General features: G+C 68.9%; 12 protein-coding genes. 7 read left to right on the plus strand and 5 right to left on the minus strand.

The genetic code is table 11. The features are described 5' to 3' along the window. Nucleotides 1-11: 11 nt before the first annotated feature. Complete coding sequence (locus OO69_RS00745) at nt 12-620, minus strand: TetR/AcrR family transcriptional regulator (RefSeq protein ID WP_033278339.1); 609 nt, start codon at nt 618-620, stop codon at nt 12-14. A 92-nt stretch (nt 621-712) separates the two neighbouring features. Here OO69_RS00745 and OO69_RS00750 point away from each other — a divergent pair, with 92 nt between their 5' ends. Further along, nucleotides 713-1,459: an SDR family NAD(P)-dependent oxidoreductase gene (locus OO69_RS00750; RefSeq protein WP_033278340.1), complete on the plus strand. Its 747-nt coding sequence runs from the start codon at nt 713-715 to the stop codon at nt 1,457-1,459. 148 nt (nt 1,460-1,607) lie between these two features. On the opposite strand, the gene OO69_RS00755 is transcribed toward OO69_RS00750, so the two are convergent. Then, nucleotides 1,608-2,981: a glycoside hydrolase family 125 protein gene (locus OO69_RS00755; RefSeq protein WP_033278341.1), complete on the minus strand. Its 1,374-nt coding sequence runs from the start codon at nt 2,979-2,981 to the stop codon at nt 1,608-1,610. 228 nt (nt 2,982-3,209) lie between these two features. Between OO69_RS00755 and OO69_RS00760 the strand changes: the two genes are divergently transcribed. The 4 genes from OO69_RS00760 to OO69_RS00775 all read left to right on the plus strand — a co-directional run bounded on the left by OO69_RS00760 (nt 3,210) and on the right by OO69_RS00775 (nt 7,571). After that, nucleotides 3,210-4,172, plus strand: coding sequence for a carbohydrate ABC transporter permease (locus OO69_RS00760; protein WP_234444290.1), 963 nt, complete (start codon nt 3,210-3,212; stop codon nt 4,170-4,172). Then, a complete protein-coding gene (locus tag OO69_RS00765) occupies nt 4,156-5,070 on the plus strand; it encodes a carbohydrate ABC transporter permease (protein WP_033278343.1) in 915 nt (304 codons plus the stop codon). The genes OO69_RS00760 and OO69_RS00765 overlap by 17 nt, the downstream gene beginning before the upstream one ends. Before the next feature lie 80 nt (nt 5,071-5,150). After that, complete coding sequence (locus OO69_RS00770; protein WP_033278344.1) at nt 5,151-6,446, plus strand: ABC transporter substrate-binding protein; 1,296 nt, start codon at nt 5,151-5,153, stop codon at nt 6,444-6,446. Between the two features lie 93 nt (nt 6,447-6,539). Next, nucleotides 6,540-7,571 carry a LacI family DNA-binding transcriptional regulator gene (locus OO69_RS00775; RefSeq protein ID WP_234444291.1) on the plus strand — a complete coding sequence of 344 codons (1,032 nt, stop codon included), beginning with the start codon at nt 6,540-6,542 and terminating at the stop codon, nt 7,569-7,571. 2 nt (nt 7,572-7,573) lie between these two features. Here OO69_RS00775 and OO69_RS00780 read toward each other — a convergent pair whose 3' ends face one another. Continuing rightward, the gene (locus OO69_RS00780) at nt 7,574-8,746 is read right to left on the minus strand and encodes a glycoside hydrolase family 76 protein (RefSeq protein WP_033278346.1); all 1,173 of its coding nucleotides are present in this window, start codon (nt 8,744-8,746) and stop codon (nt 7,574-7,576) included. Between the two features lie 226 nt (nt 8,747-8,972). Here OO69_RS00780 and OO69_RS00785 point away from each other — a divergent pair, with 226 nt between their 5' ends. Together OO69_RS00785 and OO69_RS00790 are read left to right on the plus strand one after the other, a co-directional pair. Further along, complete coding sequence (locus OO69_RS00785; RefSeq protein ID WP_033278347.1) at nt 8,973-10,586, plus strand: glycoside hydrolase family 27 protein; 1,614 nt, start codon at nt 8,973-8,975, stop codon at nt 10,584-10,586. A gap of 33 nt (nt 10,587-10,619) precedes the next feature. Continuing rightward, nucleotides 10,620-12,080, plus strand: coding sequence for a glycoside hydrolase family 76 protein (locus OO69_RS00790; protein ID WP_033278348.1), 1,461 nt, complete (start codon nt 10,620-10,622; stop codon nt 12,078-12,080). Nucleotides 12,081-12,087: 7 nt separating this feature from the next. Here the strand turns inward: OO69_RS00790 and OO69_RS00795 are convergent, their stop codons facing one another. Together OO69_RS00795 and OO69_RS00800 are read right to left on the minus strand one after the other, a co-directional pair. Beyond that, the gene (locus OO69_RS00795; RefSeq protein ID WP_033278349.1) at nt 12,088-12,987 is read right to left on the minus strand and encodes an amidohydrolase family protein; all 900 of its coding nucleotides are present in this window, start codon (nt 12,985-12,987) and stop codon (nt 12,088-12,090) included. Then, nucleotides 12,984-14,552 carry an HAL/PAL/TAL family ammonia-lyase gene (locus OO69_RS00800; protein WP_234444292.1) on the minus strand — a complete coding sequence of 523 codons (1,569 nt, stop codon included), beginning with the start codon at nt 14,550-14,552 and terminating at the stop codon, nt 12,984-12,986. The genes OO69_RS00795 and OO69_RS00800 overlap by 4 nt, the downstream gene beginning before the upstream one ends. Nucleotides 14,553-14,695 lie beyond the last annotated feature (143 nt).

A 14,695-nucleotide genomic window follows, 5' to 3' on the forward strand; every position in this document is an offset into this window, starting at 1 on the left:
GGCCCCTGCTGTCAGACGGGTGGCCAGTTCCGCAGTGCCGCGTCGGCCACCCGCTGGAGTTCGCAGCGGGTGGCACCGCCGACAGCCTGGACGGCGATGCCGTTCCCCACGGTCATGAGGTATCGGGCGAGCAGTTCCGGGTCCGCGCCCGGGGGCAGATCGCCCTCGTCGACGGCCTGTTGGAACCGGTGGCGGAGGAGAGCGCGGCCGTCGTCGCGCCAGGCGATCAGGGCATCCTGGGCCGCCCGTCCGGAGTCGCCGGCGGCCAGCGAGCCCTGCACGCCCAGGCACCCGGCGGGGCAGTCGGGGCGGGTGGTCGTGTTGACCGCGCCGGCGAGGAACGCCGTGGCCACCTCACGGGCGCTCGGCTTCTCCAGCGCGCGGGCCGCATAGGCGGCGGGACCGTCGGTGTAACGCTCCAGGGCCTTTCGGAACAGCTCCTCCTTGTTGCCGAAGGCCGCGTACATGCTCTTGCGGGTGATGCCCATGGCGCGCGTCAGGTCGGTCAGGCTGGCGCCTGCGTAGCCCTGCTCCCAGAAGACCATCATCGCTCGCTCCAGGGCCTCGTCGGCGTCGAAGCCTCTCGGTCGGCCGATCGGCGCTTTCCCGGTGATCTCCATGACCCCATCCTACGTCCTGGATACCGATCGGTGCAGAAGTGCTACGGTTTCATTCTGCACCGATCGGTATCTAAGTTTCGTGAGGTCAAGCAATGGGACAGCTGGAAGGTAAGACCGCCGTTGTCACCGGCGGAAGCACGGGAATCGGCCTGGCCACCGCCGCGCGGCTGGCGTCCGAGGGCGCCCATGTGTTCATCACCGGCCGACGCAAGGACGTGCTCGACCGGGCCGTCGAGTCGATCGGTTCCGCGGTCACCGCGGTGCCGGGCGACATAGTGGAGCCGGCCGACCTGGACCGGCTGTACGACGCGGTCCGTGAACGCGGCCGGGGCCTGGACGTGCTCTTCGCCAACGCGGGCATGGCCACGCTCGCACCGTTGGCGCAGGCCACCGGGGAGCAGTTCGACCAAATGTTCGGCGTCAATGTCCGGGGCACACTGCTCACCGTGCAGAAGGCGCTGCCGCTCCTCAACGACGGCGCCTCGGTGATCTTCAACGACTCCATTCGCGCCGACGACGGCCGGGAGGCCTTCGGCCTGTACGCGGCGTCGAAGGCCGCGGTCCGGTCCCTCGCACGGACCTGGGCCAACGAGCTGAAGGGCAGGGGCATCCGCGTCAACACGGTCGCGCCGGGCGCGATCGACACCCCCGGAGTCGACATCGCCATCGGCGAGGAGAACGCGGCCGCCGTCAAGGCGGAACTCGCGGCGGGAGTGCCGATCGGCCGCAGGGGGCGCCCGGAGGAGGTCGCCGCCGCGGTGGCCTTCCTCGCCTCCGCGGACAGCAGCTTCGTGCTCGGCACCACCCTGCACGTCAACGGCGGCGAGAACCAGTTCTGACCCCGCCGCGGGAGTCCCGAACTGTCGCGGGCGAGTCGTCGCCCGCGACAGTTCGCGTGGCCGGCGCGAGCATGCGTGCGGTGCGCCCGGGCCGGACACGGAGGGGCAACATCACTTCCGCCGACAGGGTCGCCCAGTACCCCCAGCGTCACGCAGGCTCGCCGCCCGCCCCCGACCCGCCGGGCAACGCCCGCGGATGTACCGGAAAGAACTGCCGTACCCCGCCCCCGCACACCTCCAGCGCAAGCTCGCAGAACATCGCATTCGCCCACCCGAACCAGTCCCGGGTGAAGCGGCCAGGCGCGTCGACATGGAAACTCTCGTGCATCAGGCCGGTACCTGCGGTGGTGGCGGCCAGGGTCTCCAGGGCCCGAGCCGCCTCGTCCGCGCTGCCGGTCAGGCCCGCCGTGGCGATCGCCAGGGGCCAGATATGCCGGTCCGGTGTGTGCGTACTGCCGACTCCGGACGCGTAACTCCCCCTGAAATAAGAAGGGTTGGCCTCAGAGAGTGTGAAGCGCCGGGTGGCCCGGTACAGCGGATCCTCCGGCACGCACCAACCGCTCAGCGGAAGGCTCAGCAGACTCGGAAGGTTCGCGTCGTCGCACATCAACGTCGCGCCGAGGCCGTCGACCTCATACGCGAGGACGGAGTCGCCGTCGACCTCGGTGACCGCGTGAGCCAGGATCCCGGCGTCGATCTCGTCGGCCAACCGCCAGCACTCATGGGCGAGTTCGGTGTCGTCGAGAACCGCCGCCGCCAGCTCGGCCAACCCGTGCAGGCTCGTCGACGCCAGGGCGTTCGCCGGGACCAGATAGCCGTGGACGCACGCGTCGTCGCTCGGCCGGAAGCCCGACCACGTCATCCCGGTCCAACCGACCGCCGCACCATGGCCGTTGAGAGGCAGAGTGTCTCCGGCGAAGGGGCCGGACGGCCGGACGAACCGGTAGGGCGACTGCGTGTGGTGGGACTGCTCCGCCCGCCACAACCGTACGATCCGCCAGGCGGCGCGGTGGAACGCCTCGTCGAGATGATCCTCGCGACCGGTCGCCCGCCGGATCGCGTACGCGAGCTGCAACGGCGCGCAGAGGGAGTCGAGTTCGTACTTCCGCTCCCACACCCAGTCGCCCGGCGTGGGCAGATCGCCGGGTTCGCCGTGCGCGCCGGTGGGGCCGTCGTTGAAGGCGTTGGCGTACGGGTCGAGGAGGACGCAGCGGATCTGGCGGCGCGAGACGGCGGCCAGCACGTCACCGACCTCCGGGTCCGTGGCCACGCCGAGGTAGGGCCTGACCTGCGCCGTGCTGTCCCGCAGCCACATCGCCGGGATGTCACCGGTCTTGACGAAGACCTCTGACGACGCGTCCGATACGCCGGCCGACAGACTTCCCGGCGAAGCCCCCCAACTCATCGCCGTAGCCCACGTGTTGGTCAGGCACCGCTCGACGATGTCCCCCGCCGGACCACCCCGCAACTCGCCGGCCAGCCGTCGCCCGAGCGTGCTCAGCGACTCCGGAACTGCCCACACTGTTCCGGATGTTGATCCGGGAAACGTTACCATCGCGCCTCTTGACTCCCTCATGTGGCGTGCGCCACCGTGTGATCGCCAGGGAATGGAAACGTTACCTTGAGCGGGCCGACGACCACCAGACGGTCGGGTCCGCGCGATCCGAGTGATCGTCAACTCCTCGGAGGAAGAAGGTGAGCGCGTGTGACAGCCGCTCCGCACCAAGAGACGCGAACCGCCGTACCGCCCATGGACAGGCCGCCCGGCCGGGGGAGTCAGGGGCGCCTCGGACTCCCTTGGCGACGAGCGCCGAAGCGGTCCTCGGACACCCTGGCCGCGTATGTGTTCCTGGCCCCGGCGCTCATCGGCTTCACGGCGTTCGTCGTCTACCCGCTGTTCCGGTCCGGCTACTTCGCGCTGACCACCTACAACGGCCTGACGGACCCCAAGTTCGTCGGCCTCGACAACTTCCACCGCATGTTCACCACCGACCCGTCCTTCTGGCCGTCCGTGCGCGCCACGCTGCTGCTCGTCGTGCTGTACGTGCCGCTGTCGCTGGCCATCGGGCTGGCCCTGGCGGTGTTCTGCAACCAGCGGATGCGGGGCGTCGGCCTGCTGCGCACCCTGTGCTATCTGCCGGTCGTGCTGCCCGTGGTGGCCACGATCACGCTCTGGAAGTTCGTGTTCAACCCCCAAGTCGGCCTGGCCAACCAGGTGTTGAAGTGGTTCCACCTGCCCACCAGTGAGTGGCTGTCCGGCGACAACTCTGCGATGCCGTCGATCGTGATCGTCATGCTGTGGAGCGTCGGCTCCACGATGATCATCTTCCTCGCCGCGCTCCAGGCCGTCCCCACCGAGCTGTACGAGGCGGCCAGGCTCGACGGGGCGGGACCCCGCACGGTGTTCTTCCGGATCACCCTGCCGCTGATCAGCCCGATCATGATCCTGCAAGTGGTTCTGCAGATGGTGACGGCCCTCCAGGCGTTCAACCAGCCGAAGATCCTCTCGCCGGACAACCAGGGCGGACCCGGGTTCAGCACCAGGACCCTGATGCTGTCGATCTACGACAACGGCTTCCCCCGGCTCGGGCAGGTCTCCCAGTTCGGCTACGCCTCCGCCCAGGTATGGGTGTTGTTCCTGGTCATCGTCGTCGTGATCGCCGCCACCGCCCGCTTCTCGTCGATTTGGACCTACAGTGACCACGTCTCCTGACGTCACCAGGGCGCCGACGACCGCGCCGACACCGGCCGCCCCACCGACGAAGCCGCCCGGCAGGGCCGTACGCAAAGCAACCTGGTACGCGACCGCGCTGCTGATCAGCTCGGTGATGATCCTGCCCATCCTCTGGATGCTCACCGTCGCCCTGAAAGGTCCCTCGGCGGTCTTCGAGGTCCCGCCGAAACTGCTGCCGCACGAGTTTCACTTCAAGAACTTCATCGACGGCCCGAAGGTCATCCACTTCCCGCGCCTGCTGCTCAACTCCCTTGTCATCACCGGGCTTTCGGTGATCGGCGGGGTGATGACCTCGATGATGGCGGGCTACGCGCTGGCCCGGCTGCGCTTCCCCGGCCGGAAGGTGTGGTTCTACGTCTTCGTCGGCAGCATGCTGCTGCCCCCGGTGGTCGGCATCATCCCGCTGTTCCAGCTCTTCAAGGACATCGGCTGGTACGACACCTGGCTGCCGCTGATCGTCCCGGCCTTCCTCGGCGGCAATCCGCTCTTCATCTTCCTGGCCCGGCAGTACTTCCTGTCGATCCCACACTCCATCGACGAGGCGGCCAAGGTCGACGGCGCGGGACACGTCCGGATCTTCTTCAGCGTGATGCTGCCGATCACGAAGCCCGCCTGGATAACGATGTCAATCCTGGCCTTCCAGATGTCCTGGAACGACTACCTCAACCCGCTGATCTACCTGTACTCGTCCCAGAAGTGGCCGTTGAGCGTGGGCATGGCCTCCTTCGTCACCCAGTTCGCAGGCCAGACCCCGGACTGGAACCTCTTCATGGCCACCAACCTGCTCTACATGCTCCCGCCGCTGATCGTGTTCTTCGTCGCCCAGCGCTACTTCATCCAGGGTCTGAGCGCCCTGGGCACCGTCAACCAGCGCTGACCGGCGCCGAATTGGACCCCGACCCACCTACGAGCCGTATGCCAGCGAGCCGTATGCCAGCCAGGTATCAGGAGGCCACGATGAAACGATGGATCCGTTGCGCCGGAGTGTTGCTGTCGGCGGGGGGACTGCTCGCGACGGCGGCGTGCGGCGGCTCGTCCGGGAAGCAGTCGGACGGCAAGGTCACGGTCACCCTCATGACCTGGGAGTCCGCGGCCACCAACAAGGCCATCGACCAGGCCCTGACCGGCTTCCACGACCCGAACATCACTGTCAAGCGCGTCGACACCCCGAACGGCAACTACAGCGACAAGCTCGCGGCCCTGACCCAGGCCAAGAAGCTGCCCGACCTGTTCTGGTGCGGCAACGACACCGAGCAGCAGTACACCAGCCAGGGCCTGCTCACCGACTGGGCCTCCCGGCTCTCCGGCTCCAGCGACTTCGGCGCGAGCAGCTTCGTCTCGTCCACGATGAAGAACTGGAAGACCGCCGACGGCAAGATAGGCGGCGTCCCGTCCCTGCTGAACACCTACGGCATCTGGTACGACGTCGACGCCTTCAAGGCCGCCGGAATCACCGTGCCCGCCGCCGGCTGGACCTGGGACCAGATGTTCGACGCCGCCGCCAAGCTGCACGCCAAGGGCGCCAAGTACGGCCTGGTTGCCGACGCGTTGACCTCCACGGACGGGCCGTTCTCCCTCAGCACGTACGCCCTGTCCGCGGGCGGCAAGCCCTTCGCCGACAACGTGCACCAGCCCACCAGGACGACCATCGACCCGACGTACACCGAGGGCGTCAGCAAGGTCGTGGCGGGTATCAAGAGCGGAGCGATCGCGCCGCCCGGCTACGACATCAGCAACCAGCAGGGCCTGTTCGCCGCCGGGCAGATCCCGATGCTGTGGAGCGGTCAGTGGCTGGCCGCGGGCTTCCTCACCGACAAGCCGAAGATCAAGTACGGCTTCGCGCCCCTGCCCCAGGTCAACAAGCCCGCCACCCTCTACGACGCCGTGGGCATCTGCACGCCGTCGTACACGCAGAACGCGGACGCCACCTTCAAGGTCCTCAAGTACCTCGACTCCACGGTGTGGACCAAGGTGCTGCCCGACTCCCCGGTCGCGGCCCCGGCCTATCTCTCCGCCCAGAACGCCTACTTCGGCGCCCTCGACAAAGCCGGGCAGACCACCGTCGTGGCCACCGTCAAGGCGGGTCTGAACACCCCGACCACCATCGGCGTGCGCTTCACCACTCAGTGGGCCAGCCAGTCAAATGACTTGATCACCGCCTACTGGCCGGACATCCTCAACGGCAAGAAGCCGCTCTCCGACCTGCAGACGATGACCGACAAGATCAACGATGTGATCAAGAACAACAGTTAGCGTTCCGGGCCGAGCGGCGGGCCGGGACCCGATACGTATCCTGAGGGCGGTCCCGGCCCCCGGTACGCGATGGAAGGTTGGTCTTCAACTCACGTGAGCAGTCGTCCCCCGCACCGCCAGAACACCAGGCCCACGATGCGCGACGTCGCGGAGCGGGCCGGAGTCGCCGTCGTCACCGTCTCCCGCGTCGTCAACGGCATCGGCACGGTCCGCGAGGAGACGGCCGAGCGCGTGAACGCGGCGATCACCGCGATCGGCTACCAGCGCAACGAGATCGCGCGCTCCCTGCGCCCCGGCCAGAACTCCATGACCATCGGGCTGCTGCTGGGTGACCTCACCAACCCGTTCTACGCCTCCCTCGCCAAGGCCGCCGTCGAGGTCGCCAACGAGGCAGGCTACGCAGTCCTGTTGAGCACCGCCGACGAGGACCCCGAGGTCGAGCGCCGGGCCGTCGGCGAGCTGATCGGCCGCCGGGTCGCCGGGCTCATCATCGTCCCCGACCAGGGCGACCACGCCTTCCTGAACGAGATCAACGGCCACGACCACGTGCCCATCGTCTTCGTGGACCGGCCGGCCACCGGCGCCGAGGCCGATGTCGTCCTGGTCGACAACGAGGACGGCGGCCACAAGGCCACCCAGCACCTCGTCGACCAGGGCCACCGTCGTATCGCGATCCTCGTCGCGCCCTCGTACTACAGCACCGGCCGACGGCTGCGCGGCTACCGCAAGGCCCTGCGCCGCAGCGGCATCGAGCCCGACAACGACCTCGTCGTCACCCTGCGCCGCGGCACCACCGAGGAGGCCGAGGCCGCGACCCGCGCCCTGCTCACCTCCGCGAACCCGCCCACCGCGGTCTTCTCCACCACGGGATTCCTCACCGAGGGCGTGCTGCGGGCCTGCCGTGACCTCCAAGTCTCCATCGCCGTCGTGGGGTTCGACGACTTCAAGCTCGCCGACATGCTCCCCACCCCGGTCACCGTCGTCACCTCCGACACCGAGGAACTCGGCCGCCGGGCCGCGCACATCCTGCTGGACCGCATCGACGGCGACGACAGCCCCTCCCACCGGACCGTCCTCCCGGTGCAGTTGATCGCACGCGGCACCGGGGAGATCGCGCACCCGTAACGTCAGTACAGGATCCGCCACTTGGCACGCGGCCAGGCGAGCACGGCGTAGAGCTGCACGAGGGCCGCCTGCTGGATCGCCTGCGTGCCACCGGCCGAGTCGAAGTGCACGAGGCCGGTCGCGGGATCGCGCATCGTGTCCCACACCTGGTCGGTGTAGTCGGCCATCGCCCGGTGGTAGGTGTCCTTCCCGGTCACCGACTCCAGGAGCAGCAGGTTCTTGAAGAAGATCGAGTTGAAGAACACGGGCTGCGTGAACAGCCGTCCCTGGGTGACGTAGTAGGCGTACGCGGCGGCGGCGACCTGCTCGGCCTGGCGCAAGTAGGCGCGGTCGCGCGTGACTTGGTATAGCAGTACGGCCACGCCGACCGGCACGCCCTGGTTGTAGGACCAGATGGTCTTCTCGATCGTCCCCTGGAGGTCAAGGTGGTCCCAGTACAGGCCAGTTGGGCTCTGCAGGTGCGCGTTCGTCCAGTCGTAGAAGCGCTTGGCCCAGTCCAGGTAGTCGGCCTCGCCGGTGATCTGGTGCAGGCGCAGGGCGAGTTGGGCGCCGGGCATGTTCGAGACGGTGTTGCGGTCGTGGCTCCAGTCGGCCTGCGTCCAGAAGACCCCGCCGGGCGCGGCATGGCTGCTGTCGTCGTCCCAACCGGACTTGACCAGGGCGAAGATCTCCTTCGCGCGGGACAGCGCGGCGGTGTCCCCGGTCTGCAGATACCGCTGGACCTTCGCCAGCCCGACCCACTCGTTGTCGTCGTAGAACATGTCACCGCCCGCCCCGTACGGCGCGACCGGGTAGGAGGCGTAACCAGGCAGCTTCGTCGTCCCGCCGCCCGTGTTCCAGTGGTGCTCCTGCGCCGCCGCCCGCCGGGCCAGCTCGGGCTCCAACTCCGGTGCCACGACGGTGAGATCGAGCGCGGCGATGTGCACCTGCGAGAAGGGCCATTCGTACGAGTACGGGTTGTCACCGGCCGCCGCCGGGATCTGTTCGCGGACCAGCCCGGAGCCGTCGGTCGCGTCGAAGTGTCTTCTCAGCACGGCGTACGTGGTCTTGGCGCGGGACAACGCCCGTGCGGAGCTTGGGCGTTCGGCCGCGAAGGAGGGTGCGGCGGCCGTCGCGGTCAGGGCGGCGGCCAGGCCGGAACCGATCATCACGCGCCGGGAGGGACGCAGCGACATGGAGGCCTCCAAGTCATGGTCGATGGGTGCGGGTTGGTGCCGATGATGGAAACGTTGTCATCGACTCAATAGGTCGTCAACGCATCTGACGACACGGGTAGTTCACTCCCGGGACATTTTGGTCCGGACCATTGACGATGCGGCCGCGCTGTTGGAACCTGCACGATGGTTACGTTTCCACAGGTGAGTTCGACCGGCCCCACACGGCGAAGCAGGAGACCTCGACATGACCGTCCCGTCACCCTTCAAGAGACGTCTGAGCGCCGCCTTCACGATGGTGCTGCTGCTGGCCCTCGTCCCGGCCCTGCTGGTGCTGCGCGCTGCGCCGCCCGCGCAGGCCCTCGACAACGGCCTCGCTAAGACGCCCCCGATGGGCTGGAACGACTGGAACGCCTTCGGGTGCAACGTGACGGAGCAGCTGGTCGAGCAGACCGCCGACTACCTCGTCTCCTCCGGGCTGAAGGACGCCGGGTACCAGTACGTCAACATCGACGACTGCTGGATGACCTCGGCCCGCAACTCCGCCGGTCAACTCGTCCCGGATCCGGTCAAGTTCCCGAACGGCATCAGCGGCACCGCCGCCTACGTCCACAGCAAGGGCCTCAAGCTCGGCATCTACGAGAGCGCCGGCACCGCGACCTGCGCGGGCTACCCCGGCAGCCTCGGCCATGAGCAGACCGACGCCAACAGCTTCGCCGCGTGGGGCGTCGACTACCTCAAGTACGACAACTGCAACCACCAGAACGTGCCCGACCAGCAGCGCTACACCGCGATGCGCGACGCCCTCGCCAACACCGGCCGCCCGATCGTCTACAGCCTCTGCAACTGGGGCCTCGCCGACGTGTGGACCTGGGGCGCGGGCGTCGGCAACAGCTGGCGCACCACCGACGACATCAACGTCAACTTCTCGACGGTGGTGTCCATTTACAAGGCCAACGTCAAACTCGCCGCGTACGCCAAGCCCGGCGCCTGGAACGACCCCGACATGCTGGAGGTCGGCAACGGCATGTCGTTCACCGAGGACCGCTCCCACTTCAGCCTCTGGTCGGAGATGGCCGCGCCGCTGATCGCGGGCACCGACCTGCGCAAGGCGACCGCCGCCACGCTCTCGCTCTACGGCAACAAGGACGTCATCGCCGTGGACCAGGACTCCCTGGGCAAGCAGGGCACCGAGATCTCCAACTCCGGTGGCCTGCACGTCCTTTCCAAGCCCCTCGCCAACGGCGACGTCTCGGTGGTCCTCTTCAACGAGAACTCCTCCGCCGCCACCATCACCACCTCGGCGACGGCGGCAGGCCTCCCCTCGGCGTCCTCGTACAAGCTCAACAACCTCTGGTCCCACGTCGTCAGCAGCACCAGCGGCAGCATCTCGGCGAGCGTCCCCGGCCACGGCTCGGTGATGTACCGGGTCTCCGTCGGCAGCGGCACCAGCGTCGGCACCACCCACCCGCTGATCGGCGCCTCCTCCAACCGCTGCCTCGACGCCTACAACGGCGAGACCACCCCCGGCACCAAGATCGAGATCTGGGACTGCGGCGGCGGCACCAACCAGGCCGTGACCATCACCGCCGCCGGTGAACTCCGGCTCTACGGCGGCACCCAGTGCCTGGACGCCTACAACAACCAGACCAGCAACGGCACCAAGGTGCAGCTCTACGGCTGCAACGGCGGCGCCAACCAGAAGTGGAGCGTCAACCCCAACGGCACGATCACGGGCACCCAGTCGGGCCTCTGCCTCGACGTCACCGGAGGCGACCAGCCCGCAGGCAACGTCAACGGCACCGCGCTGGAACTCTGGTCCTGCAACGGCGGCGCCAACCAGCAGTGGCGCCTGGGCTGACCGCTCGTATCCCCCCACACCCATGGAGCCGGCATGATCTCAACAGCAAGACACATCGAGAGAGTTGGGACCGGTCTGATCGCCGCCCTGGCCCTGTTCATGCCGGTCTCCACCGGCGTCGCGACCGCCGCCGCCCAGGCGTCGATCTGCAACAAGTACTGCGACGCCCGCGACCCGGCCCTTTCCCCGGGTGACAGGCAGCCGGTGAGCGCGAGCATCTACTCCCGCAACATCGCGCTCCACTTCGACGACACCGACGCGATGGGCTGGGCCTCGATCACCAACGGCAGCCCCGGTGACGAGGTCTGGCTCGACCGCTCCTTCGACGGCGGCCGCACCTGGTCCTCCGGCAGCAAGCTCGGCGACACCACCATCCCTGCGGGGCAAGGCGGTTGGCGCACACTTATGTACAACGTCGACGACTGGAACAACCTCGGCGTCGGCGCCCTGCGCGCCTGCGGCAAGGCCGGCGACCGGGCCGAGATCGCCTGTACGTCCTGGGCCCGCACGACGTGGAACGCGGGCAGCCGCCCAACTGCCGCCGCCACGGCACTGATGCAGTCGTACAACCTGGGCACCGGCCTCTTCGACACCACCGGCTGGTGGAACTCGGCCAACGCCCTGACCGCCCTCATCGACAACGTCCGCGTCACCGGCATGGGCAGCTACAAGTACGCGATCGCCAACACCTACGACCGCAACCTCTCCGCCCAGGGCGGCAACTTCACCAACAACTACATCGACGACACGGGGTGGTGGGGGCTGGCCTGGGTCGACGCGTACGACCTCACCGGCGACAGCCGCTACCTCAACACCGCCCGCGCGGACGCCGATTACATGGCGCGGTACTGGGACAGCACGTGTGGCGGCGGGGTGTGGTGGAGCACGGCGAAGACCTACAAGAACGCCATCGCCAACTCCCTCTACCTGGAGCTCAACGCCGCGCTGCACAACCGCATCGCGGGCGACACGGCGTATCTCGGCCGGGCCAACGCCGAGTGGTCCTGGTTCAAGGGCACCGGCATGATCAACGGCTCCCACCTCGTCAACGACGGCATCAACCTGGCGACCTGCGGCAACAACGGCGACACGACGTGGTCGTACAACCAGGGCGTGCTGCTCGGCGGTCTGTCGGAGCTGTACCGGGCGACCGGGGACGCCGGTCTGCTCACGACCGGCCGTCAGATCGGGGACGCCTCGACCACGTCGACGGCCCTCAACTCCGGTGGAATCCTGCGGGAACCGTGTGAGACGAGCGGTTGCGGCGGGGACGGCCCGTCCTTCAAGGGCGCGTACGTCCGGGGTCTGAGCGCCTTCAACTCCCGCTTGTCGGACCGCCCTTACACCTCCTACATCAAACGCCAGGCGGACACGGCCTACGCGAACGACCGCAACTCCCTCGACGCGTACGGCCTGCACTGGGCCGGACCGCTGGACTCCACCGACGCGGCCCGGCAGCAGAGCGCGCTCGACCTGATGAACGCGGCGAATTGACGCACCGTCATCCCTGCCCGGTGAGGAGCCGTCGCGGATTGGCGATGCGAAAGGCGTAGGCAGCCGCCCCGCCCAACCCGTACCCCGGGTGGCGGGGCGGCTCCGCGTAGGGGCGGTCCGAGCCCTGGACGACGGCGTCGACGCCGAGCGCGCGCACGATCGCGTCGACGGCGGTCGGGCCGTAGGAGGACGTCTCGACGAACACGCCCTGGTCGCCCTCCAGTTGCCGCCCGCCACGGGCCGCCAGACGCTCCCCGTGCAGTGGGGCGAGCCCGGCCAGCAGGGCGAAGCACACGCGGAGGCGTGGATGGCGGGGGCGGCCGAAGGCGCGGAAGGCGTACCAACTGGCGTGCATCTGCTGGACGTAGGGGACCAGCGCGGGCCACCACGCGGGGTCTGCTGATGAGCCCACCGCTGGTCCAGGATGGACGAAGAGGGGGAGGTCGCGTTCTTCGAGGAGGTCGAGGAGCGGGGCGCAGCGGGCGTAACCAGCGGCGTCGGCAAGGGAGTTGGCGGGGAGCTGGAGGCCGACGAAGCCTCGGTCGAGGTCCTTGGCGGTCGCCTCCGCGTCGATGTCCCGTACGCAGGCCGCGGCCCACGCCCCGAACGGCTCGGGCAGCGCGGCCGCGCCGTCGTGGTAGGCGTCGAGGAGGGGGCGTGCGTCGGCCTCGGGCAGCCACTCCACGCCGATCGGGGCGGACAGCGAGACAAGGACCCGGCCGAGGCCGTCGGCGGCGGCGAGTTCCGCGCGCCGGGCGATGTCGTGGTCGGCGGGCGGTATCTCGAAGGGCGGTTCGCCGTCCAGGAACAGCGTCCAGCCGTCCAGGTACGGCGGTTCACGGCGGGCACGCAGAGCCGTCACCAGCGATGGGGTCCACAGATGCTGGTGTACGTCGACGTTGGTCATGTCGCTTCTCCCGCCAAGGCGTTCAGTGTGCTGCGGACGTCGTCGGACCCCAGGATGTCGCGGCTCACCGTCTCCACGTCCACACCGCCTGGCCGGTCGTCGTTCAGGGTGGGCACGACCTCGCGGATCGCACGACGCAGGAACTCCGGCCCCCGCCCCAACGTGCCCGGCGCCGCCAGATCCACCGCCTGCGCGGCCACCACCGCCTCCACGGCGAGGAGTTGACGCAGTCGGCCGAGCATCGTCGTCAACCGCCGCGCACCGAGCGCCGCGTTGGTCGAGTCGTCCTCCACGGCATCCGCGCCCTGCCGGGGATCGACGCACACGGGCACGGCCAGCATCCGGATCTCGGCGACCAGCGCCTGCGCCGTCTTCACCAGCGGCGCGAACCCCGAACGCTCCGGACCGTACGGCGAGAGGTTCGCGGGGAGTCCGCTGACGTTCGGGTCGAGCAGTCGGCGCATGCGTTCGGCGGAGATCGCCGCGGTCTGGGTCAGGGCCAGTGCGAGGGTGTCGAAGGCGAGGGCCAGGGCGGGGGTGTGGAAGTTCCCGGACGAGACGATCTCGCTTGTGCCGCCCGGCACTTCGGGGTTGTCGCCGACACCGGTCAGCACCACCGGATTGTCCCCGCAGCCGTTCAACTCCGGTGCCAGCGCCGCATCCGCGAAGTCCAGGGCCGCGTACCCCGCACCATGCATCTGAGCGGCACACCGCAGGCTGACCGGATCCTGGACCCGGCGGGCGTTGCGGGGGTCGGTCAACTCGCCGCCGTCCAGCAGGGCGAGGAGTTCGGCCGCCGCTCGGGACTGTCCGGGAGCGGGGCGCAGCGCCAGGACCCGGGCGTCGAGTGGGCTGGTGTTGGCCCGGAAGCCCTCGTAGGTCAGAGCCGTCACCGCCTGTGCCAGGGTCAGCACCGCGCCCGCCTCGTGCAGGGCCAGGGCACCGACGCCGGCCGCCAACGGGCTTGCGCTGCACAGGACATGGCCGTCCTTCGGGCCAAGCGCGGCTGGGGTGAGACCGGCCCGGCGCAGGGCCGTAGCGCCGTGGAGTACCTCATCGCCGTACTCCGCGCTGCCCTCGCCGATGACGACCAGGCCGACGTGTGCCATCTGGCAGAGGTCGGACGCGCCGATCGAGCCCACCTCGGGGATCACCGGATGCACCCGCGCGTTGAGCAGCGCTACGAGCAGCCGTACGATCTCCGGCCGGACTCCGCTGCCGCCGCCCGCGAGGCCGTTGACCCGGGCGAGGAGGGCGGCGCGTACGACAGGGGTCGGCAGTGGATCGCCGACCGCGTTCGCGCGGCCCCGGACCGTGCGGACGCTGAACGCGTCGAGTTCCGTGCGGGGGAGGGCGTAGGAGGAGCGGGCGCCGAGGCCTGTCGTCAGACCGTAGGTCGGGATCTGGCGGTCGACCACGTCGTCCACGACCGCCCGTTCGCGGGCCAGACGCGGCAACACCTCGTCCGTCAGGGCGACTTGGGCGCCGTGGTGGGCGACGGCGACGACATCGCCGTAGGACAGTGTCCGTCCGTCGACGACGACCTCGGTCACCAATGGCTTCACCCCATGTCCTGTCATGAGTGAACCTAGCGCCTGCGCTCGTGATGATCGAGTGGTGGGGAGGAAGGGGCGGGCGTACCGTCGAACGGTGAGCAACCAGTGGACGGAGCCGTTCACCGGGCTCTCGTGAGTGCGATCCGCCATGA

The organism is Streptomyces sp. NRRL F-525 (genome assembly GCF_000716605.1).
Classification (GTDB): Bacteria; Actinomycetota; Actinomycetes; order Streptomycetales; family Streptomycetaceae; genus Streptomyces.